Origin of the sequence: Streptomyces sp. NPDC014656 (assembly GCF_043084305.1) — a bacterium.
In the GTDB taxonomy this organism is placed as follows: domain Bacteria; phylum Actinomycetota; class Actinomycetes; order Streptomycetales; family Streptomycetaceae; genus Streptomyces.
The window spans coordinates 215,944-236,016 of record NZ_JBIBZN010000007.1; the positions used below are offsets into that span (position 1 = coordinate 215,944).

Genomic DNA, 20,073 nt, shown 5'->3' on the forward strand with positions numbered 1-20,073 from the left:
TTCTCCACCGCCGTCCGCCCGGCGCCCGCTGTGACCGTCCCACGAAGAAGCCCCGCCGCCCGGATCTCCGGGAGGGCGGGGCTCCTTCGTGGGGGAGGGGTGTCAGCCGGGGTGCGTCACCAGGCGTTCCAGGAGGCCGGCGGTCTCGGCGGGGGACGGCAGCGCGCGGACCTCCTCGCGCAGCAGCGCGGCGGACCGGGCGAAGGCGGGATCGGCCAGCAGCCGGCGGACGGCCTCCGCCACGCGGGCGCCGTCGTCCACCGCGGCCGTGTCCAGCCGGAGTCCGGCCCCGGAGGCGACGACCCCGCCCGCGTTCTCCTCGCCGTCCACCGTGGCGGGGAAGACGAGCTGCGGCACCCCGGCCGCCGACGCGGCGAGGGTGGTCCCGGCCCCGCCCTGGTGGACGACGGCCGCGCAGGACGGCAGCAGCAGGTGCAGCGGCATCGACTCGGCGACCCGCGTCCCGGCCGGCAGCCCCTCCGGGGCCCGGCCCGCCGGGACCGCGAGGACCAGCTCGGCGCCGAGACCGGCCAGCGCCCCGGCGATCCGCGCCACCGGCTCCGGGGCCCGCGCGGCCGACCGCGTCGACGTGCCCCAGGTGACGCAGACGCGCGGCCTCCGGGGCGGCACGCGCAGCCAGTCCGGCACCTCGCCGGCGCCGTTGTAGGGGACGTGGGCCGTCGGCAGGCGGCGTACGGCGGGGGCGGCGGGGCCGCCGGAAAGCCGCAGCGACGGCGGACAGGGGTCCACCGTCGCCACGCCCAGCGGGTCCACGCCCGCCGGGTCCAGACCGTGCGCGGCCAGCAGCGGGGCGAGGAAGGGCCCCTCCTCGTCCCAGCGGCCGGCCGTGTAGTCGGTGCCCCACAGCTGGCGCACCAGAGGCACCTTCAGCACCTCGGCCGCCACGAGCCCCGCGTAGGCACGGGGCTCGTGGACGACCAGGTCCGGCCGCCAGTGCCGGGCGAAGTCCAGCAGGTCCGGGGTCATCGCCCCGCCCACCGCGGCGAACATGGTCATGGCCCGGGCCCGCCGCTCACGGATGTGCGCGCCGGGGGCGGCGCCCGCGCCGCCCAGCACGTCGAACCCGCGCCACAGGGCGCGGGTGTCGACGTCCTCGCCGCAGCTCACCCAGGGCAGCCCCGAGCCGAGCACCAGACCCGCCAGCGCTGGCGAGGAGGCGACGCGGACGCTGTGTCCGCGCGCCCGCAGCGCCCACGCCAGCGGCACCAGCGGGAAGTAGTGCGACGCCTTGGGGAAGGCGGCGAGCAGCACTCTCACCGGTCCAGCACCTCGCGGAGCACGCGCTCCACCTCCTCGGTCGCCTCCTGCGCGGTCCCGGCCGGGCCCTTCGCGCGCCAGGCCACGAAGCCGTCGGGGCGGACCAGGACGGCGCCGCCCGCGCCCACGCCGTGCGCCTCGGCCCACGAACCCTCGCGGGTGACCACCTCGGCGCCGGTCTCCGCCGCCGCCCCCAGCCGCCGGGACCGGGCGGTGACGCCCAGCCGGGCCGCCGCCGTCTCCAGCGCGTCCGCCCAGCGGTCGCCGGCCAGGCCCGTGCCCACGAGGAGCGCGAAGCCGTCGCCGTACAGGTCGAGGGTGGAGCCCTCGGCGCCGTCGCGGTCGACCGGCAGGTGCGGGGCGCGGGTGCCGGGCCGGCCGCCCAGCTCGCCCGGCGGCAGCGCCGGCGGCAGCTCGGGGTCGGCGCCGGGCACGGCGGCGGAGCGGTAGCAGTAACCGAGCACCGTCGAGTAGTACTCGTACGGCGTGAAGTAGGAGGCGTCGCCCCCGCCCGCGGCGTCGCCCCCGGCGGGCGCGCCCCCGGCCGGGGCGGGCGCGCCCTCGGCCGCGGCCGGCCTGCCCGCTGCCGGGCCGGGCCTGCCGCCCTGGCCGCCGCCGGGCTTGCCGTCCGGTGCCTTGGTGCGCCGCTCCATCTGCAGCAGCGCCTGGGCCACGGTGAGTTCGGCCACCGGACGCCGCTCCGCGTCGTAGGTGTCGAGCAGCGCGGGGCCGGCCTCCTTGTGGTGGACGGCCGCCAGCTTCCAGGCCAGGTTGTGCGCGTCCGCGAGACCGGTGCTCGCGCCGAAGGCCCCGGTCGGCGGCATCACGTGCGCCGAGTCGCCGACGAGCAGCACCCGGCCCTCGCGGAAGCGGTCCGCCACCCGCGCCGCCAGCTCGTACCCCAGCACCTTGGTGCCGTCGGAGAGCTGCGGGACGATCGCCACCTCCAGATCGGGCACGCCGATCGCCTCGCGGACCAGCGCCACACAGCGCTCGTCGTCGAAGTCGGCCAGCGTCTCCCCGTCCTCCGGGCGGTACGGCATGGAGAACACCCAGCGGCGCTCGCCGTCGTGCTGGAGCAGCACCGTGCCCGTCACCGGACGGTCCAGGTGGCACACCCCCAGCTGCCGGCCGCGCAGCGGCTCGGTCAGATCGGCCTCGAAGACCAGCGTCATCGTGGAGCCGATCAGGCCCCGGCCGTGCAGGCCGATGCCCAGCGCGGTCCTGACCGGGCTGCGGTTGCCGTCCGCCGCGATCAGGTGGCCGGCGCGCAGCGTCCGCTCGGTGCCGCTCGCCCGGTCCCGGACCACCGCGGTGACGCCCTCCTCGTCCTGCTCGAAGGAGACCAGCTCGGTCGCGAAGCGGATGTCCGCGCCCAGCTCCTCGGCGCGCTCGCGCAGCACCGTCTCCAGCTTGTCCTGGTCGATCGGCGCCCACGGCTGGGGCGTGACCCGGCCCACGGTGCTCGGCGGGTCGAGCGGCGACCGGAACACCTCCATGCCGGCGAGCGTCTCGCCGCGGAAGAGCAGACCGCCGGGACGGCTGGAGTAGGAGCGGTGCTCCTGCACCTTCGGGACGAGCCCGAACTGGTCGAACAGCTCGACGCTGCGCGGATTGATGCTGCGGGCCCGCGGGTGGACCATCGTCCCCGCGTGTTTCTCGACCAGGACCACGGGCACGTCCCGCGCGGCCAGGAACACCGCGCTGGACAGGCCCGCCAGGCCACCACCGACTATCAGAACGGCGGGATTCTCGTCGTACATGACTTCCCCTCGGCCACGGGTTGACTGAACGCGTGGATGCTCGCACCCGCCCCTCGAAAACCACTGAACCCCGCCTCGGCCCGCGTGATCAGTCGTTCGACCGGGCCGGCCGGGCACCGGTCCAGCCGTGCTCGATCGGGCGTCGAGGCCGCGATGGCAGAAAAGGATCGGTCCCGCGCACCGCGGGCCCCGGCTCCGCGGCCCGCCGCGGCGACGCCGGACCGGCGAGCAGGAAAGCAGTCACCTCTCCATGTCCTCAGTCATCCGACGCACCGTGCGACGCCTGGGAGCGGTCGCGCTGGCCGCGGTTCTGCTCGGCGGCGCCCAGAGCGCCCAGGCCGTCCCGGCCGCCCCCGACACCACCGGCACCACCGCCGTCACCGGCACCGTCACCACGCCGACCGTCCTCGACCTCGCCCTGACCCACACGGGCCTGACCCTGCCGGTCACCGGCCACCGCCCCGGCTGGCTCACCTTCCGGGCCACCACCGCCGACGCCTCCGGCCACTACCTCTCCCTCCTCAAGCTCGCGCCGGGCGTCACCGTCGCCGACGTGAACACCCTCATGGGACAGGTCACCAGCGCCGATCCGGCCATTTCCGTCCCCGCCGTCAACCGCCTCTACCGCGACGTCGAGTTCAACGGCGGCATCTCCGTGCAGGCCGGCAAGCCCGTCTCGGTCAGCGTCAACCTGGAGCCCGGCACGTACCACGTCGTCGAGTCCTCCGCGAGCTGGACCTCGGGCCGTCCGCCCTACTACGCCCAGACCCTGGAGATCTCCGGCGACCGGCTCACCGTCCGCCCGCCGGCCCACGACGCCGTCCTGCTCGCCGCCACCCTGGGCGGAAAGCCCGCCTTCATCGCCCCCACGGCGGTCGGCACCGACCCCGCCTACCTGGTCGCCAACGTGACGGCCACCCCGCAGGAGGCCATCTTCCGCCCGGTCACCCCCGGCACCACCGACGCCGGCATCCAGGCCTACTACGACGCGGAGAAGACCGGCGCGCCGCTGCCCTCCCCGTTCACCGGCCGGGCCGGCGGCATGCTGCCGATCTCGCCCGGCAAGATCGCCGTCGTCCGCTTCGAGAACACCACCCCCGGCGAGTACGCGGTCAGCTCCTTCACCCGTGACCCCCAGACCGCCGAGCGGAACGCCTACAACGGCATGCACCGCGTGCTCACCCAGGGATGACGATGACCCACGCCACCGAAACGCCCCTGCCCGGACTCGCCCTGACGGGCCGGCACGCCCTGGTCACCGGCGGCACCCGAGGCCTCGGACGCGCCGTCACCCTGGCCCTCGCCGGCCTCGGCGCCCACGTCACCGCCTGCTACCGCTCCGACGAGGAGGCAGCCGGCACGCTGCGCGCCGACCTCGCCGCCCTCCCCGGCGACCACCTGGTCCTGCGCGCCGACGTCACCACGGAGGAAGGAGCCCGCGCCGCCGCCGACGCCTGCCACGCCCGCGCGGACACCCTCCACGTCCTGGTCAACACCGTGGGCACGATGGAACGCGCCCCGCTCGCCGCGCCCGGCGACGCCGTGCTGCGCCGGGCCCTCGCCACCAACCTCGACGCCGCCTTCCTGGTCAGCCGCGCGGTGCGCCCGCTGCTCACCGACGGCTCCTCGGTCGTCAACGTCGGCAGCGGCGCCGCCCGCCGGGGGCTGCCCGGCCACGCCGCGTACACCGCCAGCAAGGCCGGGCTCGCCGGACTGACCCGCTCGCTCGCCAAGGAGTGGGGCGGCGCGGGCATCCGCGTCAACCTCGTCGACCCCGGCATCCTCGGCGGCGCCGCGCTGCCGCCCGCCCAGGCCGACCACCTGCGCGGCCTCACCTCCCTCGGCCGCCTGGGCACCCCCGCCGAGGTGGCCGGAGTGATCGCCTTCCTCGCCGGGGACCTGGCGGGCTACATCACGGGCGCCACCCTCACCGCCGACGGCGGCATCTGATCCGCGGCGGCACGACGCCCGGTCCCGCCCACCCCTCCCGGAACCACCAGAAGGAGTCCCGCACCATGAGAATCGTCCGAAGCTCGGCCGCCGGCGTCGTCGGCGCCCTGGCCGCCGCGGTCCTGCTGACCGCCGGACCCGCCGCCGCCGCGGGCAACACCACCACCGTGCTGTCCGGCGCCACCCCCTTCGCCGACTGCCCGCCCGACTCCACCCAGTACGCGGCCGGTTCGGAGACCGAGCCGTGGGTGGCCACCGACCCCACCGACCCCGACAACCTCGCCGTCGTCTGGCAGCAGGACCGGCACGCCTGGGGCAGCTCCCGCGGCATCATGCTCTCCACCAGCCACGACGGCGGCCGCCAGTGGAACACCAGGCCGCTGCCCGGCTTCGCGCCCTGCACCGACACGATCGGCCGGGTCACCAACCCCTACGCGTCCTTCGGCTCCGACGGCACGCTGTACGCCTCCGTCACGATGATCGGCACCCGCTCCTCGGTGTGGGCCACCAAGTCCACCGACGCCGGCGACACCTGGTCCGCCCCGGTCGCCCTCGTCGACGACGACCGCACCGTCATCCACGACAAGCAGGCCACCACCGCCGACCCGCGCGACCCCGACCGCGTCTACGCCGTCTGGAACCGCCGCACCCTCGCCGAGGACAAGCACGACCTGCTCCTCGCCACCAGCGCCGACGGCGGCGACACCTGGGCCCCCGCCCGCTCGATCTACCGCCCGGCCACCACCGCCGGCACCGTCGGCTCCCAGGTGCTCGTCCAGCGCGACGGCTCGCTGCTCGTCGTCTTCTTCGAGAGCGACCACCCCATCGGCGGCGCCCCCACCCCGCCGCTGCCCGAGCAGATCAAGGCGATCCGCTCCACCGACGGCGGCGCCACCTGGTCCGCCCCCGTGGTCATCGCCGACCACAAGGTCAACGTCCCCGTCCTGCCCGGTACGACGAAGCAGCTCATCGCCCCCGGCATGGTCCCGGACGTCGCCCTCGACCCGGTCACCGGCACCGTCTACGCCGTCTGGGGCGACGCGAGCCTGGGCACCGGCGGCAGCGCCGTCGCCCTCTCCGCCTCCTACGACCGCGGCCGCACCTGGACCACCCCCCGCAAGGTCAACGGCACCCCGGACACCGCCCTCGGCGGCACCGGCCAGGCCTTCCTGCCCCAGGTCGACGTGCACCCCAACGGCACCGTCGCGGTGAGCTACCAGGACTTCCGCGACGACACCGCGGACCTCACCTCCACCCTCACCAGCTCCTGGATCGCCACCTGCCGCTCCTGGACGTGCGCCACGAGCCCCTCGGGCTGGTCCGAGCGCCGCCTGTCCGCCCCGACCGCCGGCATCGAGGGCGTGAGCCCCTCCTTCGGCGGCCCGTTCATCGGCACGTACTCCGGCCTCGCCCACGACGACGACTCCTTCCTCACCGTCCAGGTCGAGCCCACCGGCGTCCCGGCCGACCCGCAGAACGTCCGCTTCACCAAGGTCCCCCTCTGCTGATCCGGCACCGGCACGCGAACGCCGGGCCCCCGACCGCAGCCCGAGGCCGCGGTCGGAGGACCGGCGTTCGCGTGCCGGACGGGCCTACCAGTGGACGCCCAACTGCTGCCACAGCAGCCGCTCCTCGGCGCTCATCGGCACGTCGACGGCGAGCCGCTCCGGATGCCCGGTGCCCGGCCCGGCGAGCGACCGGACGGGACCGGCCGCGACCGGGCGGGCACCGGCCCGGTCGTCCTCGGGCGGCTCCGGCACCCAGCCGGGTATGTGCACCCAGGCCGAGCCCGCGCACTGGAGCGCGTACCAGATCGAGCCGGCCAGCCGGCGCAGCGGACGGGGGACGTGGGTTGCCATGATCTGTCTCCTTCGACGGGCGCCGGTCCATCCGGCGCGGAACGGGGGAGGGGAGGCGGCGGCGCGCGGCCCGGACGGCCGCGGGACCGCGGCGCCTCAGGAGGCCGCGGCCCCGCGGCCGGTCAGCAGCGCGAGGGCCGCCGCGTGACCGCCGCCGGCGTCCAGGTCGAACAGCCGGAAGGCCGGATCGGCGGCGGAGGGGAACGGGCCGGAGCCCACGTAGTCGGCGGCGGCCGAGCGCACCAGACCGGTGCCCAGCGCCTTGAGCAGCGCCTCCTTGCGGGTCCACGCCCGCGCGAAGGCGACGGGCCGCTCCGCGGGCGCCAGCGCGGCCAGTTCGGCGCGCTCCGCCGGATGCAGCTTGGGGGCGACGTGCCCGACGACCTCGCCGCGCGGAATCCGCTCGACGTCCACGCCGACCGGCACCGGCGCGCAGACGATCACCGCCCGGGACCCGCCGTGCGAGAGGGAGAAGTGACGACGGCCGTCCCGCAGCACGGGACGGCCGTGCGGACCGCCGCAGCCCGCGCAGGGCGCCCGGTCCACCGCGACGCGCGCGGGCGGCGTACCGGTCACCGCCCCCAGCACCAGCCGCAGCGCCACATGGGCGGTGACGTACCGGTCCCGGTCGTCGGCACGGACGAAACGGCCGGCGCGCGTGCGCTCGGCCGCGTCCAGCAACCCGGGCGCCAGCCGCACGGCGTACCCGCGCTGCGCCGGGACGTCCACCGTCCAGGCCCGGGCCCCGCCCGTCCCCGGCAGCCGCCCGCCCGGCCCGGTCCCCAGCTCCGGCCGTACGGCACCGAGCGCGCCCTCCAGCGTCAGCGGGGCGGCCCGGAGCACGGCCGCCCCCCGAAACCGTCGCCGGGGGCGCGCTGCCAGGACGCGGCGTCCCTGACGCCGCCCTCCATCCGCCACCGGGTGCCGCCGGGGACCCCCGCCCCCGGCGCGGTTCCGTCGCCGTCCGGCGGCCGGTTCCGCGCCACCGCCAGCAGCACCGCCGCCACCGCCGCCAGCTCCTCGGGGCTCGCGGCGCCCCGCACCACCCGCAGCTCCTCGCCGCCCGGCCCGCTCACAGCGGCGGGTTCCCGTGCTTGCGGGCCGGCACTACCTGGTTCTTGCCGTCCAGCATCGTCAGCGCCCCGATCAGCGCGATCCGGGTGTCGGCCGGGTCGATGACGTCGTCCACCAGCCCCCGCTCGGCCGCGTGGTACGGGTGCATCAGCTCGGACCTGTACTCCTTGACCAGCGCGGCACGCGTGGCCTCCGGGTCCTCCGAGGCGGCGATCTGCCGCCGGAAGACCACGTTGGCCGCGCCCTCCGCGCCCATCACCGCGATCTCGTTGGCCGGCCACGCCAGCGACAGGTCGCAGCCCACCGAGCGGGAGTCCATGACGATGTAGGCGCCGCCGTACGCCTTGCGCAGGATCACCTGCACCCGGGGCACGGTCGCGTCGCAGTAGGCGTGCAGCAGCTTGGCGCCGTGCCGGATGATCCCGCCGTGCTCCTGCTCGACGCCGGGCAGGAAGCCGGGCACGTCCACCAGGGTGACCAGCGGGATGCCGAAGGCGTCGCAGAACTGCACGAAGCGGGCCGCCTTCTCGGACGCGGAGATGTCCAGGACGCCCGCGAGCACGCTCGGCTGGTTCCCGATGACGCCCACGACCCGCCCGCCCATCCGGGTCAGCGCGCACAGGACGTTCCCGGCCCAGGCCTCGTGCACCTCCAGGAACTCGCCGTCGTCGGCCAGCTCCGTGAGCACCGCGCGCATGTCGTAGCCGCGCTCCGGCTGGGCGGGCACCAGGTCGAGCAGGGCCTCGCAGCGCCGGTCGGCCGGGTCCTGCGGCGGGTAGGCGGGCGGAAGTTCGCGGTTGTTGGACGGCAGCATCGACAGCAGGTAGCGCACCTCGGCGAGGCAGGACTCCTCGTCGTCGTGGACGAAGGCCGCGACCCCGGACCGGGACGAGTGCGTGCCCGCACCGCCCAGTTCCTCCTGGGTGACCTGCTCGCCGGTGACCGAACGGATCACGTCCGGACCGGTGATGAACATCTGCGAGGTGGAACGCACCATGAAGACGAAGTCGGTCAGGGCGGGCGCGTAGGCGGCGCCGCCGGCGCACGGACCCATGATCACGCTGATCTGCGGGATCACCCCCGAGGCGCGCACCGCCCGGCGGAAGATGCCGCCGTAGCCGGCGAGCGCGCTGATGCCCTCCTGGATCCGGGCGCCCGCCCCGTCGTTGAGGCTGACCAGCGGAGCGCCCGCGGCCAGCGCCAGGTCCATCAGTTTGTGGATCTTCTGCGCGTGCGCCTCGCCGAGGGCACCGCCGAAGATGCGGAAGTCGTGCGCGTACGCGAACACCTTCCGGCCGTGCACCAGACCCCAGCCGGTGACGACGCCGTCGGTCGGCGGCCGCCGGTCCTCCAGCCCGAACCCCTGCGCGCGGTGCCGCCGCAGCAGCTCGATCTCCGTGAACGTGCCCTCGTCGAAGAGCAGGTCCAGACGTTCCCGGACGGTCAGTTTGCCCTTGCGGTGCTGGGTCTCGGTGGCCTGCGGGCCGGGGCCCGCGGTGGCGTGCTCACGGACGGCGGCCAGTTCGGCCGTCAGTTCCCGCAGCCCGGGTGCCTCCGCGGGCGCCGTGGCGCGCACGGGCCGGCCCGTATCGACGACGCTCATCCCTGGGGTGCCCCTTCCCTCGTGTCGGTGCGCGCGCCCGCCCCGGTGGGGGCGGTGCGACGCGCGCCGACAAGGCAAGCCCGCGGGTCTGGAGGGGCGCTGGGGGAGCGCTGGGGACGGCCGTCGGCTAGAGCCAGCCGGAGGCGGTGGCGATGCGGATGGCGTCCACGCGGTTGCGGGCGCCCAGCTTGTGCACGACCGTCGTCAGGTAGTTGCGGACGGTGCCCGTCGAGAGGTGCAGGGTCGAGGCGATCTCGTCGACGTCGCAGCCGGTGGCGGCGATCCGCAGCACGTCCGTCTCGCGGGCGGTGAGCGGGGACTCGACGACGTCCAGGGCGGCCAGGGTGAGGTCCGGGTCGAAGGCCCGCTTCCCCGCGGCGACCGCCCGGATCGAGTCCGCCAGCTGGTCGGGGGAGCCGTCCTTGAGGAGGAAGCCGTGCACCCCGGCCGCGATGGCGCGGCGCAGATTGGTCGGCCGGCCCAGACTGGTCAGGATCAGCACCCGACTGGAACTCCCGCGCCGGTGCAGCTCCTCGGCGATCGCGATGCCGTCCTGCCCCGGCAGCTCGATGTCGAGCACCGCCACGTCGGGTCTCAGCGCCATGATCCGGTCCGCGGCGCCGGCCCCGGTGTCGAGCTCGGCGATCACCTCGATGTCCTCCTCCAGGGAGATCAGCGCCACCAGCGCGCGGCGCAGCATGGACATGTCCTCGACGAGCAGGATGCGGATCATGAGTCGGCCCCCCCGAACCCCTCGCGAGCCGCCGACCTGGACGACTCCGTCACGATCCCTGGGACTGTAGTCGATGAGGACCATGGCCAGCAGAGGGTTACGGGACCGGTACGGAGCTCCGCCGCGCCGCCCGCCTCACAGGAAGAGCGGCACCGGGTTCAGCTCCTCGTACGGCGTCGGACGGGACAGCCGGCCGAGCGCCACGGGGACGTCGAAGAGGCGCCCGGGCGCCAGCCGCGCCCAGAAGTGCCGCATGCCCGGCACCAGCACCTTGACCACCGGAAGCCCGATGTCCGGCCGGGTCTGGTCGAGCACGAGCAGCTCCATCCCGCGCTCGGCGACGGCCTGCCGGGCCGCCCGCACGTCGTCCAGGAGGTCGGTGCGCTCGGGCACCGGGAAGTCGGCGGCCGTGGCGGCCGGGACGCCCTCCTGGGGGAGCAGGTAGGGGTGGTCCTCCACGGTCGCCCCGCGCCACCAGGCCAGCAGCCGCTCGTCCGGGCAGCCGTAGCCCTCGCCGTCCCGGGTGACCCCGGCGACCGCGGGCAGCATCTGGTTCACCTCGGCCAGCGCCCGGCAGAGCGCCACCCGGGCGTCGAAGTGCGCGCCGAAGCCGAGGACCACGTCCTGGGCCGGCTTGTCCGTGCGGCGGGAGACGGCGGCGAAGACCGGGATGCCGAAGTCCGAGGTGACGTCCAGGACGTGGACCTCGCGGTGCAGGGAGGCGTGCAGCGCCGCCACCTCGGCCGTCCACGGCTCGCCGAACGCCGCCGGGTCCACGGCGCGGTGCCGGGTGCGGTTGTACCACCACAGCGCCACCGCGTCGCGCTCCACCAGTTCCAGGAAGCCCTGGACGACGGCGTCCTCCAGGCTCGATCCGGCCGCGTTGCCGTTGGAGTCCGCCCGGACGTGGCCGAGACCCGGGGTGCGCGGGGCCTCGAAGTACAGCAGGGCGGTGGGCAGCAGCACCTGCCGGTTCCGGGTGAGCGACCAGACCGGCGTCCAGTCGACGGGCGCGGACGGGTCGAAGGGCACCACGCCCTGCCGGGGGTCGTACAGCGTGCACCGCTCCGGGTGGACCGCCCGGTCGGCGACCTCCGCCCAGGAGGCCCGTACGGTCGGCTCGTCGCCCTGGTACATGCCGCTGTGCCGCTCCAGCGCCTCGCACAGGGCGCCGGCGCGGGCGTCGCGCTCGGTCATGCCCTTGCCGCCGGACTCGCTGCGCAGGTGGCGGGCCGGATCGGTGAGCGAGCGGGGACCGAGGGCGTGGTTGTGCCCGGCCCGGAAGGCGTGCAGGCCGTCCGGGACCCGGTCGTCCCGCTCGACGCCCTTGACGACGCCGGTGACCGGCGAGACCAGGTGACCGTACCGGCGCAGCACCTCGGCGGCGGGCACCGCCCGGTGCCCGGAACCGGTGCGCTCCCCCTTGGGGCGGGAGCGGAGCACCACCGGTTCGCGCACCCGGCGGGCGACCAGGTCCGGACTCCCACAGCTCGGGCACTGCGGGCGGGCGCGCAGCGGATGCAGCACCGACGACAGGGTCAGCGTGTCGAGGGCGAGCACCCCGTCCTGGCCCGGATGCCGGTGTCCCGCCAGCCACTTGGCGCACTCCAGCGCCGCGAGGTGGTGCCCGAGGCCCAGGCTGGCCCCGGTCTCGGCGGCGGGGCGCGGCGCCGGCCGGCCGAGCGCGCGGCGCAGGTGCAGCTCCGGTCCGCGGTGCCCGGAGAGCCGGTGGGTCAGGCAGGTGTGGCAGACCGCCCGGCCGGGGGCGTGGACGGGACCCACCCACACGGTGGTGCCGTGCGGCTTCACCGGCAGCCAGGCGGCGTCTCGGGCCGTCAACTCCGCTGCGACATCGGCGAGTTCAGGGCTCAGGTAGTCCTCGCAGACCACCAGGGTGAGTGCCGCGGCGGCCGCCTCGTCCGGTGTCGCGATCTCCAGTCCGGCGGCGGCGCAGGCACGCTCGGCGGCACGGGCGTCACCGCCCGCGGCGCGGACCGCGACCGGGCCGGAGGGGCCCGTGCCGGGGGTGCCCGCGAGCTCCCAGTAGGCCGCCTCGGCGCGGCCTCCGGAGGGGGCCGGGCCCTGGTGGAGCAGCCCCGAGCGGTGCAGGCTGCCGACCACCGTGGCCACGTCGTCGGGGGAACAGTGCGGGGCGGCGGCGGTGACCAGGCTGCGGAAGTCGGTCGGTCGGTCGAGCAGCGGGGCCACCACGGCGACCCGGGGGTCCTCGAAGGCGGTGATGGAACGCTCCGAGAGGACGTAGGTGCCCTCGCCGGGCACCACCTCGACCCTCAGGTGCTGCTTGAGTCCCAGTTGCATGTCCGCCTCCGTGGGTGGGGGGTTGATGGCCGTCCGGTGGGGGCCGGCTCAGCGGCCCGCGGTGGTCTCCGCCTCGGCGGCGATGCACAGCGTGAGGGCGTGGTGGGCGGCCGGCCCGAGGCCGTCGAAGTCCTCCCGGACCGCCTCCAGCGCCTCGCAGCGCGCGGCCACCGCGCTGCCCGGGGCCGGGGCGACGAGCTGCATGCTCAGCAGCCGCTCGGCGCGGCGCAGGTCGGCCTCGGTGAAGGCGGGAGCAGCGGAGGCGGGGGCGCTGGAGGCGGTGAGGAGCGGGGCCTGACGCATCGTGAACTCCGTTTTCTGGAAGATGAGTTGGGGGGGGTGGCGGTGCCCAGAAGTAAACGCGGGAGCCCGGAGGCGGGACAAGTGAATGCTTCACGAATGCGACCGTGAACTCCTCACCCCCCGGCGGGCGTAGGGCCGACCACGGGATAAGTGGCCCTCCGTGTCCGGCAACTGACGTAGACATGGCTGAGGAGCTACGATCCCCGGGATGCACGCACGCTGTGTGGTTCGGCGGATGGTGCGAATGGGGGATCGAGTGCCGCAGTGGCATGTTTTCGGAGGCAAGAGACCCGTACGGACGAAACAGGGGGCCGGGGGGAGCGGGGACGCGGAAGCGTCCGAACCCTTCGGATCCGGCCCGGACCTCTGTGCCGTGAGCAACAACTCACCGAGTCCGGGCATGGCCTCGCTCATCTCCTTCGTGGTCCTGATCGGCTACTCCCTCATGCAGACGGTCAACGTCCTGGAGGCGGCCACCGGTTTAGCGGAGCTGGTGTGCAGCATCGCGGTCGTCCCCGTGGTCGCCGCCCTCCACTGGGTGCACTCCGCACCGAACCTCGCCGCACTGCGCGGCCGGATCCTGGCCCAGACGCTGTCGCTCCAGGCCCTCATCACCTTCGTCCCGTTCGTCGTCTACGGCTGGCGCTGGGGCGGCATGGGCGGCTTCCTCGCCGCCTCCGTCCTCCACACCGTGCACGGAGTGCTCGGCCGGGTCCTCTTCGTCCTCGTCGTCCTCGGGATCGTGGCGCTCTCCGCCTTCCAGCAGCTCGCCCCCGTCAACATCGTGTACATGGGCGTCTCCACCCTGCTGACCGGCCTGGTCCTCTTCGCCCTCGCCCGGCTCACCGCACTGGCCACCGCCATCCATGACACCCGCGAGGAGCTGGCCCGCATGGCGGTCGCCCGGGAGCGGCTGAGATTCGCCCGGGACCTCCACGACCTGCTCGGCTACAGCCTCTCCTCGATCGCGCTGAAGAACGAGCTGATCCAGCGGATCGTCCTGAAGAACCCCGAGCTCGCCCGGCGCGAGGTCGAGGAGGTCCTCGTCATCACCCGGCAGGCGCTCGCCGACGTGCGCGAGGTGGCCCGCGGCTACCGCGACCTGTCGCTCCTGGTCGAGGTGGAGTCCGCCTGCTCGGTGCTGCGCGCCGCCGGCATCACGGTCACCAGCGACGTCTCCGTCACCGGACTGCCCTCCGGCGCCAACACCCTGCTCGCCACGGTGCTGCGCGAGGGGCTCACCAACATCCTGCGCCACAGCCAGCCCAGCACCTGCGTGATCGCCACCCACACCGATTCCGAGGCCGGCACCGTCGAACTGCGCCTGGTCAACGACGGCGCCGACGTCGAGGGCGTCGTCTCGCCCGGCCGCGCCTCGGCCGGCACCGGCCTCGGCAACCTCACCGCCCGCGTCGGCGCGGTCGGCGGCCGGCTGAACATCCGGCGCGGCCCCGCGGACGTCTTCGAGCTCGTCGCCCGGGTGCCGCTCTCCACCGAGGCGTACGCCTCGGTCACCCGGCCCGCGGACGCGCGGCAGCCGGTCGTGCTCTAGGCACCGGGCGGCGCGTCCTGACACCACGCGGGGGTCTCGACCAGGAGTCGAGCGGCGTCCGCCAGGCTGTCGCCATGAGCACCAGTGACGAGGGTGCGGTCCTGCCGGGCACTGTCCCGGGCCCTCCGGGAAGCCCCCTCGTGATCGTCGTCGACGGCAGCCCCGCCGGACACCGCGACGGGCCGCGCCTGCTGCGCCGGCTCGCCCGCCGCGGCTACCGGGTGGCCGTGGTCGTCCCGTCCGCGGACGCCTGGCGTTCCGCGGCGGCCGGCACCTGGCTGGCCGGCCTGGCGGGACCCGGCGAACGGGCCGTCGAGGCCCACCTGCTCGGCGTCGGCGCGGCCGGCGGCCTCGCACTGCGCGCCGCCGCCCACGACCGCGCCTTCCGCACGGTCCACCTCCTCGGCACCCCGGTCGGACTGCCGCGGCTCGACCCGCGGCCCCGCTCCGGCGACCCCGAGCCGCTGTCCCTCCCCACCGGGGAGACCGTCCCGCGCCGGCCGCCGTTCGCCCCGCCGCTCACCGCCGCCGAACTGTTCGAGATCGAGGCCGCCGTCCGCTACGCCTACGCGCCGGACGACCCCCTCACCCCGCCGCGCGACGTGGCCCTGATGAAACTCGCCGTACGCCGCTGCGAACTCACCGCCCTGCCGGCCTCCGGGGGCTCGACCCCGTCCGGACCGGCCGTGCGACGCTGGGCGTCGGCGGGCTTTCCGGGGCGGCGGTTCCTGCGGGGGTTCTGAATCCCGGATCCGATCTCCTGGATCCAACCTCCTGGATCCAACCTCCTGGATCCAACCTCCTGGATCCGATCTCCTGGATCCGATCTCCTAGATCCGAAGTCTTGGGTCCGGCCTTCTGGATCCGAGGTCTCGGATCCGACCTCTGGGATCCGAAATCTTGGATCCGACCTCCTGGGTCCGACTTCCCGGATCCATGCCCCGACCAGCACGAAGAGCCGGGTGGCACAAGACCACCCGGCTCTTCCTGTCCGGTACGGGAGTTCAGGCCGCCGGCGCGGCCAGCAGCGGGGCCCGGCCCCCTTCCAGCTCGCTGGAGGAGTCCAGGACCGCCCGCTGGAGCTCGCGCAGGCGGGGCGAGGGCTCCACGCCCAGCTCGTCCACCAGGACCCGGCGCAGTACGGCGAACGCCTCCAGCGCGCGCCACTGCTGGCCGGATCGGTACAGCGCCAGCATGTACTGGGCGCACAGCCGTTCGTGGAGCGGGTGGCGGGCGGTCAGGGCGGCCAGTTCGCCGAGGAGCGCCTGGTGGCGGCCGAGGGCCAGGTCGGACTCGATCCGGTCCTCCAGCACGCTGAGCCGGGACTGTTCGAGCCGGGTCACCTCGACGGAGAGCCGCGAGCCGATCGGCACGTCCGCGAGGGCACGGCCCTGCCACAGGTCCAGCGCTCCGCTCAGTTCGCGGGCCGCCTGCGGCCAGTCGCCGATCTCCATCGCCAGCCTGCCGCGGGACGAGCGCCGCTCGAAGGTGAGGGCGTCCACCGTCTCGGCGGGCACGTCCAGGAGGTAGCCGTTGTAGCGGGTGGCCAGCACCCGCTTGGCGGCCTCCGGGCCTCCGGGCAGCGCCGCGCCGAGCAGCTTGCGGAGGTGGAGCACGTACGTCTGGAGCGTGGACTGCGCGCTGCGCGGCGGGTCGTCGCCCCACAGCTCCTCGATGAGGGCGGTGACCGGCACGAGCTGCCCGGGGTGGACGGCCAGCAGCCCGAACACCTGCCGCGGCTTGCCGGCGGTGGGAAGCACGGAACTGCCCCCCTCCGTGGCCTCGAGTGCCCCCAGAAGCCTGACGTCCATTCCGGTCTCCTCCCCGTGATCACGAACCTGACACTCCAAGAGTCGCCGAGCGGAGGTCCGGACGACAGTGCGCAGGACACCGGCCGCATGTGAATCCGCACCGCCGGACCATGAGGAATTCACGGGTGCCCCGGTCCGCCCGCTTCCCCTCCCCTCCCCTCCCCTCCCTTCCCCTCTCCTCCCTCCCTTCTCCTTCCTTCTCCTTCCTTCTCCTCTCTTTTCCGGTCCTTTCTTCTCCCTTCTCCGCACCGGAACCGCCGTGCGGCGGGGCGGGGCTACCAAAGGGGCGTCGAGGCCGGATCGAGGCCGGATCGGGGGAAGAGCGGGAAGAGAGCGGGAGGACAGCGGGGGGAGAGTGGGAATCCAGATCGGCTCGACCGGACGTCTACCGAACCCCTTTAGCCTCGCCGAACGAGAATTCGATCGGTGATGATTCGGAAGGGGGAGCAGTGGAAATCAAGGTTCTGGGTCCTTTTCAGGTGCTTCAGAGGAGCGCGATCGCCACACCGACGGCGCCCAAGCTCCGCACCGTCATGGCGCTGCTCGCGATGAACGCGGGATCGGTCGTCGGCACGCACCAACTGGTGGAGGAGCTCTGGGGGGAGAACCCGCCGCCGAGCTCCACCACGACCCTCCAGACCTACATCTACCAGCTCCGCAAGACACTCGGACTCGGGGGCTCCGGCACCCCGGCCCAACTGCCCGGCGATCCCGCGGCGGCCGGCCGTGACCCCGTCCTGCACACCATGATGAACGGCTACCTCCTGGGGCTGCCGGAGAAATCCCTGGATTCCCAGGAATTCGTCGCCCGGGCCCGCAGGGGCCGGGCGGAAATGGCCGCCGGCGAATTGGAGAAGGCCGCCGTCACCTTCCGGTCCGCCCTCGCGCTGTGGTCGGGCGCGGCCATGACCGGCGTCACCGCGGGCCCCATTCTCCAGGCGGAGGAGGTCCGTCTCGAAGAACTGCGCAAGACCGTACTGGAACAGCGCATCGACATCGATCTGCGGCTCGGCAGGCACCGCGAGGTGATCGGCGAACTCATCGCCATCGTCGCCCAGCAGCCGATTCACGAGGGATTCCACGCCAAACTGATGCTCGCCCTCTACCAGGCCGGCCGCCGCTCCGAGGCACTGCTCGCCTACCAGGGCGCCCGCACCGCCCTGGCTCGTGAACTCGGCCTGGAGCCCTCGGCGGAACTCCGCCGCCTCCAGCAGAAGATGATCGCGGGCGAACCCGTCATCGAGAATCCCGCCCGCGCCTCCGCCTTCCCCGCCTCCCGCACCGACCCGGTGACCCGGCTGCCCCCGGGCCTGCCCCGGCTGGTCGGCCGCGACGCGGAACTGGACCAGGTCGGCGCGGCGGTGGCCGACCGGCTCGCCTCCGCGCCCGCCGTGCTGGTCCTCGGCCCGCCCGGCAGCGGCAAGTCCGCCTTCCTCACCTACACCGCCCACCGCCTGCGCTCCGCCTATCCCGACGGGGACCTGTACGCGCGGCTGCTCGGCCCCGACGGCACCCCCGTGCCCCCGGAGACCGTCCTCAACGACTTCCTCGGCGCGATCGGCGTCCGCCCGGAGCGGATCCCGGCCACCCTGGAGGAGCGGGCCAGGATGTTCCGGAGCTGGGCCGACGGCCGCAAGGTCCTCATCGTCCTGGACGACGCCACCGACACCACCCAGCTGCGGCCGCTGCTCACGGCGGGCCCCGGCAGCGCCGTCCTGGTCGCCTCGCGGCGGCGGCTGGTCGACCCGGGGCTCACCGCCACCGTCGAACTGCCCCCGCTCTCCCCGGACGCGGCCCGCCGGATGCTCGCCGACGCCTGCGGCGACCACCGGCTGTCCGCCGACGCCGCCGCCACCCAGGGCCTGCTCGACCTGTGCGCCCGGCTGCCCGTCGCGCTCCGCGTCGTCGCGGACCGGGGGCGGCTCCGGCCGCACTGGCCGATGGCCCGGCTGCTGCGCTCGTACCGCACGGCCCCCGACCGGGAGGCGGGTCCCGAGGGCCCCGCCCTCGCCGAACTGGGGCTGCTGGGCAGCGTCGACCTGACCCGGAGCCTGCTCGGCGCGGAGGAGCGGCGGGCGCTGCACCGCCTCGCGGCGGCGGCGGACGCCACCGTCACCCCCGAGGACGCGGCCGGCATCCTCGGCGTCGTGCCGGGGGACGCCGAGTCGTTCCTGGAGCACCTCGTCGAGCACTATCTGATGCGCCCGGACCCCGATCCGGCCCCCGGGCAGCCGTCCGGCTCCGGCGCGGGAACGGACGACCGCTACCGGTACCGCTTCTCCCCGGCGGTCCGCGCCGCCCTCGCCGCCCTCGCGGACCCGGCCGGGCCCCCCGGCCACGGACCGGCGGCGCGCGGCCACGGGACCGGGACCGGGCCGTCGGTTCCCGCGCCCCGGAGCGGGGCCCCGGCGCTCTCCGGCGGCCCGGTGCTCGTCACCAGGTGACCGGCAGGGCCAGCGGCCCGCGGATCATCTTGCGCTCCTCCCAGCGGAGCCGCTCCGGCGGCTCCGCCGGGGCGAGCCCGGGGAAGCGGTCCAGCAACGCCTCGAAGGCGGCCGTGAGTTCGAGCCGGGCCAGATTGGCGCCCAGGCAGTAGTGCACCCCGTGCCCGAAGGCCAGGTGCGGATTGTGCGCCCGCTCCAGGTCCAGGACGTCCGGGTCGTCGAAGACCCGCGGGTCGCGGTTGGCGGCGGTCGTCGCCGGCTGCACCGCGATGCCCGACGGGACCGTGCCGCCGGGCAGTCCGACCTCCTCCACCGTCACCCGCAGGGTGCCGCCGCCCACCGAGATCGCGGTGTACCGCAGCAGTTCCTCCACCGCCCGCGGCGACAGCCCGCCCGCGGTCCGCACCGCCGCCCACTGTTCCGGATGCGTGAAGAGCGCCACCGCGGCGTTCGCGATCAGGGCCGCCGTCGTCTCGTAGCCGGCCACCAGCAGGGTCGTCCCGAAGGTCACGATCTCCGCGTCGGACAGCGCGGTCGCGCCCCCGTCGGCCGCCAGCACGCCCAGCACGTCGTCCGTGGGCTCCGCCCGGCGCCGCGCCACGACCTCGCCGAGCAGCTCCTTCAGCCCCGCCACCGCCCGCAGCATCTCCTCCGGCGTGTGCCCGTCGACGCTCAGGTACGCCTCCGTCATCGCCCGGAAGGCCGGCAGATCGGGCACCGAGACGCCCAGCAGGCCGCCGATCACCCCGAGCGAGAACGGCCGGGTGAACCCCGCCACCAGGTCGGCGGGCCGGCCGGCCCGCGCGAGGCCCGCCGCCCACCGGTCCGCCTCGGCCCGCACCACCGGCGCCAGCGCCTTCACCCGCCGGTGGGTGAAGGCCCGCGCCACGGCCGAGCGCAGCCGCGCGTGCTCCGCGCCGTCCAGCGTCGTCAGCGAGGTCGAGTCGAGCGGGATGCGGCGCGCCCGGGGCGCGCCCGCGCGGGCCGCCGCCGCCCGGCTGAACCGCTCGTCGGCGAGGAGCGCCCGGTTGTCCGCGTATCCGGTGACGAGCACCGCGTCGCTGCCGGTCGGCAGCCGCACGGGGCACAGCGGCCGCTCCTCGCGCAGCGGGGCGAAACCGGGGGCGGGTAGCCACGGCGTGGTGTTGGGGAGGGGGAACCGCGGCGGCTCCCCGGCGCCGCCCCCGGAAGGACCGGGGAGCCCGGGGGAGTCAGGGGCCTCGGAGCGCCCGGGGGCCTCGGGGTCCCCGGGGCGCTCGGAGCGGCCGCGGTGGTCGGGCACGGTGGTCTGGGGCACGGGCGTCCTCCTGGGCCTCGTCCTGGCGCGGCTCCTCCGCGACGCCGCCCAGCGTCACGAGCCGCGCTCGACACCGGCTGGGGCCCC

Annotated in this window: 17 protein-coding genes; 6 read left to right on the top strand and 11 right to left on the bottom strand. The window is 75.2% G+C overall.

Annotation, left to right across the window (positions count from 1 at the left end; translation table 11 throughout):
- Nucleotides 1-102: 102 nt before the first annotated feature.
- Both ACF1ED_RS18590 and ACF1ED_RS18595 read right to left on the bottom strand, forming a co-directional pair.
- Entirely contained in the window at nt 103-1,278 is a 1,176-nt protein-coding gene (locus ACF1ED_RS18590; protein WP_391761669.1) for a nucleotide disphospho-sugar-binding domain-containing protein, read from the bottom strand.
- Nucleotides 1,275-3,041 carry an FAD-dependent monooxygenase gene (locus ACF1ED_RS18595; protein WP_391761671.1) on the bottom strand — a complete coding sequence of 589 codons (1,767 nt, stop codon included), beginning with the start codon at nt 3,039-3,041 and terminating at the stop codon, nt 1,275-1,277. The genes ACF1ED_RS18590 and ACF1ED_RS18595 overlap by 4 nt, the downstream gene beginning before the upstream one ends.
- 274 nt (nt 3,042-3,315) lie before the next feature.
- Between ACF1ED_RS18595 and ACF1ED_RS18600 the strand changes: the two genes are divergently transcribed.
- From ACF1ED_RS18600 to ACF1ED_RS18610, 3 genes are all read left to right on the top strand, one after another.
- Nucleotides 3,316-4,233, top strand: a complete 918-nt coding sequence (locus tag ACF1ED_RS18600; protein WP_391761673.1) for a hypothetical protein — start codon at nt 3,316-3,318, stop codon at nt 4,231-4,233.
- A 2-nt stretch (nt 4,234-4,235) separates the two neighbouring features.
- On the top strand, nt 4,236-4,991 hold the full coding sequence (locus tag ACF1ED_RS18605) for an SDR family NAD(P)-dependent oxidoreductase (protein ID WP_391761675.1): 756 nt from the start codon (nt 4,236-4,238) through the stop codon (nt 4,989-4,991).
- A gap of 65 nt (nt 4,992-5,056) precedes the next feature.
- Nucleotides 5,057-6,499, top strand: a complete 1,443-nt coding sequence (locus ACF1ED_RS18610) for a sialidase family protein (RefSeq protein ID WP_391761677.1) — start codon at nt 5,057-5,059, stop codon at nt 6,497-6,499.
- Nucleotides 6,500-6,583: 84 nt separating this feature from the next.
- Here the strand turns inward: ACF1ED_RS18610 and ACF1ED_RS18615 are convergent, their stop codons facing one another.
- The 7 genes from ACF1ED_RS18615 to ACF1ED_RS18645 form a co-directional block, all read right to left on the bottom strand.
- Nucleotides 6,584-6,850 (bottom strand): DUF6059 family protein, encoded by a 267-nt coding sequence (locus ACF1ED_RS18615; RefSeq protein ID WP_391761679.1) that lies wholly within the window; start codon nt 6,848-6,850, stop codon nt 6,584-6,586.
- Nucleotides 6,851-6,946: 96 nt separating this feature from the next.
- Nucleotides 6,947-7,693, bottom strand: coding sequence for a 4'-phosphopantetheinyl transferase family protein (locus ACF1ED_RS18620; RefSeq protein ID WP_391761681.1), 747 nt, complete (start codon nt 7,691-7,693; stop codon nt 6,947-6,949).
- Nucleotides 7,672-7,926 (bottom strand): acyl-CoA carboxylase epsilon subunit, encoded by a 255-nt coding sequence (locus ACF1ED_RS18625; RefSeq protein WP_391761683.1) that lies wholly within the window; start codon nt 7,924-7,926, stop codon nt 7,672-7,674. Before ACF1ED_RS18625 ends, ACF1ED_RS18620 begins: the two co-directional genes overlap by 22 nt.
- Nucleotides 7,923-9,527, bottom strand: a complete 1,605-nt coding sequence (locus ACF1ED_RS18630) for an acyl-CoA carboxylase subunit beta (protein ID WP_391761685.1) — start codon at nt 9,525-9,527, stop codon at nt 7,923-7,925. The genes ACF1ED_RS18625 and ACF1ED_RS18630 overlap by 4 nt, the downstream gene beginning before the upstream one ends.
- A gap of 127 nt (nt 9,528-9,654) precedes the next feature.
- Nucleotides 9,655-10,260 carry a DNA-binding response regulator gene (locus ACF1ED_RS18635; protein WP_391761687.1) on the bottom strand — a complete coding sequence of 202 codons (606 nt, stop codon included), beginning with the start codon at nt 10,258-10,260 and terminating at the stop codon, nt 9,655-9,657.
- Nucleotides 10,261-10,395: 135 nt separating this feature from the next.
- Entirely contained in the window at nt 10,396-12,579 is a 2,184-nt protein-coding gene (locus tag ACF1ED_RS18640) for a TOMM precursor leader peptide-binding protein (protein ID WP_391761689.1), read from the bottom strand.
- Nucleotides 12,580-12,627: 48 nt separating this feature from the next.
- Nucleotides 12,628-12,882, bottom strand: a complete 255-nt coding sequence (locus ACF1ED_RS18645) for a hypothetical protein (RefSeq protein WP_391761691.1) — start codon at nt 12,880-12,882, stop codon at nt 12,628-12,630.
- A gap of 400 nt (nt 12,883-13,282) precedes the next feature.
- On the opposite strand from ACF1ED_RS18645, the gene ACF1ED_RS18650 reads away from it, so the two are divergent.
- Both ACF1ED_RS18650 and ACF1ED_RS18655 read left to right on the top strand, forming a co-directional pair.
- On the top strand, nt 13,283-14,434 hold the full coding sequence (locus ACF1ED_RS18650) for a sensor histidine kinase (protein WP_391761693.1): 1,152 nt from the start codon (nt 13,283-13,285) through the stop codon (nt 14,432-14,434).
- A gap of 74 nt (nt 14,435-14,508) precedes the next feature.
- Nucleotides 14,509-15,177 (top strand): hypothetical protein, encoded by a 669-nt coding sequence (locus ACF1ED_RS18655; RefSeq protein ID WP_391761695.1) that lies wholly within the window; start codon nt 14,509-14,511, stop codon nt 15,175-15,177.
- 261 nt (nt 15,178-15,438) lie between these two features.
- On the opposite strand, the gene ACF1ED_RS18660 is transcribed toward ACF1ED_RS18655, so the two are convergent.
- Nucleotides 15,439-16,194 (bottom strand): BTAD domain-containing putative transcriptional regulator, encoded by a 756-nt coding sequence (locus tag ACF1ED_RS18660; protein WP_391761697.1) that lies wholly within the window; start codon nt 16,192-16,194, stop codon nt 15,439-15,441.
- Between the two features lie 530 nt (nt 16,195-16,724).
- On the opposite strand from ACF1ED_RS18660, the gene ACF1ED_RS18665 reads away from it, so the two are divergent.
- Nucleotides 16,725-18,689: a BTAD domain-containing putative transcriptional regulator gene (locus ACF1ED_RS18665; protein ID WP_391761699.1), complete on the top strand. Its 1,965-nt coding sequence runs from the start codon at nt 16,725-16,727 to the stop codon at nt 18,687-18,689.
- On the opposite strand, the gene ACF1ED_RS18670 is transcribed toward ACF1ED_RS18665, so the two are convergent.
- Complete coding sequence (locus tag ACF1ED_RS18670) at nt 18,679-19,986, bottom strand: cytochrome P450 (protein ID WP_391761701.1); 1,308 nt, start codon at nt 19,984-19,986, stop codon at nt 18,679-18,681. The genes ACF1ED_RS18665 and ACF1ED_RS18670 overlap by 11 nt on opposite strands.
- Between the last annotated feature and the right edge of the window lie 87 nt (nt 19,987-20,073).

What these genes read in the sequence shown, in the direction of transcription:
- ACF1ED_RS18595 (WP_391761671.1), bottom strand. Translation starts at nt 3,041, where the DNA reads ATGTACGACGAGAATCCCGCCGTTCTGATAGTCGGTGGTGGCCTGGCG.
- ACF1ED_RS18605 (WP_391761675.1), top strand. Translation starts at nt 4,236, where the DNA reads ATGACCCACGCCACCGAAACGCCCCTGCCCGGACTCGCCCTGACGGGC.
- ACF1ED_RS18610 (WP_391761677.1), top strand. Translation starts at nt 5,057, where the DNA reads ATGAGAATCGTCCGAAGCTCGGCCGCCGGCGTCGTCGGCGCCCTGGCC.
- ACF1ED_RS18615 (WP_391761679.1), bottom strand. Translation starts at nt 6,850, where the DNA reads ATGGCAACCCACGTCCCCCGTCCGCTGCGCCGGCTGGCCGGCTCGATC.
- ACF1ED_RS18630 (WP_391761685.1), bottom strand. Translation starts at nt 9,527, where the DNA reads ATGAGCGTCGTCGATACGGGCCGGCCCGTGCGCGCCACGGCGCCCGCG.
- ACF1ED_RS18635 (WP_391761687.1), bottom strand. Translation starts at nt 10,260, where the DNA reads ATGATCCGCATCCTGCTCGTCGAGGACATGTCCATGCTGCGCCGCGCG.
- ACF1ED_RS18640 (WP_391761689.1), bottom strand. Translation starts at nt 12,579, where the DNA reads ATGCAACTGGGACTCAAGCAGCACCTGAGGGTCGAGGTGGTGCCCGGC.
- ACF1ED_RS18645 (WP_391761691.1), bottom strand. Translation starts at nt 12,882, where the DNA reads ATGCGTCAGGCCCCGCTCCTCACCGCCTCCAGCGCCCCCGCCTCCGCT.
- ACF1ED_RS18650 (WP_391761693.1), top strand. Translation starts at nt 13,283, where the DNA reads ATGGCCTCGCTCATCTCCTTCGTGGTCCTGATCGGCTACTCCCTCATG.
- ACF1ED_RS18655 (WP_391761695.1), top strand. Translation starts at nt 14,509, where the DNA reads ATGAGCACCAGTGACGAGGGTGCGGTCCTGCCGGGCACTGTCCCGGGC.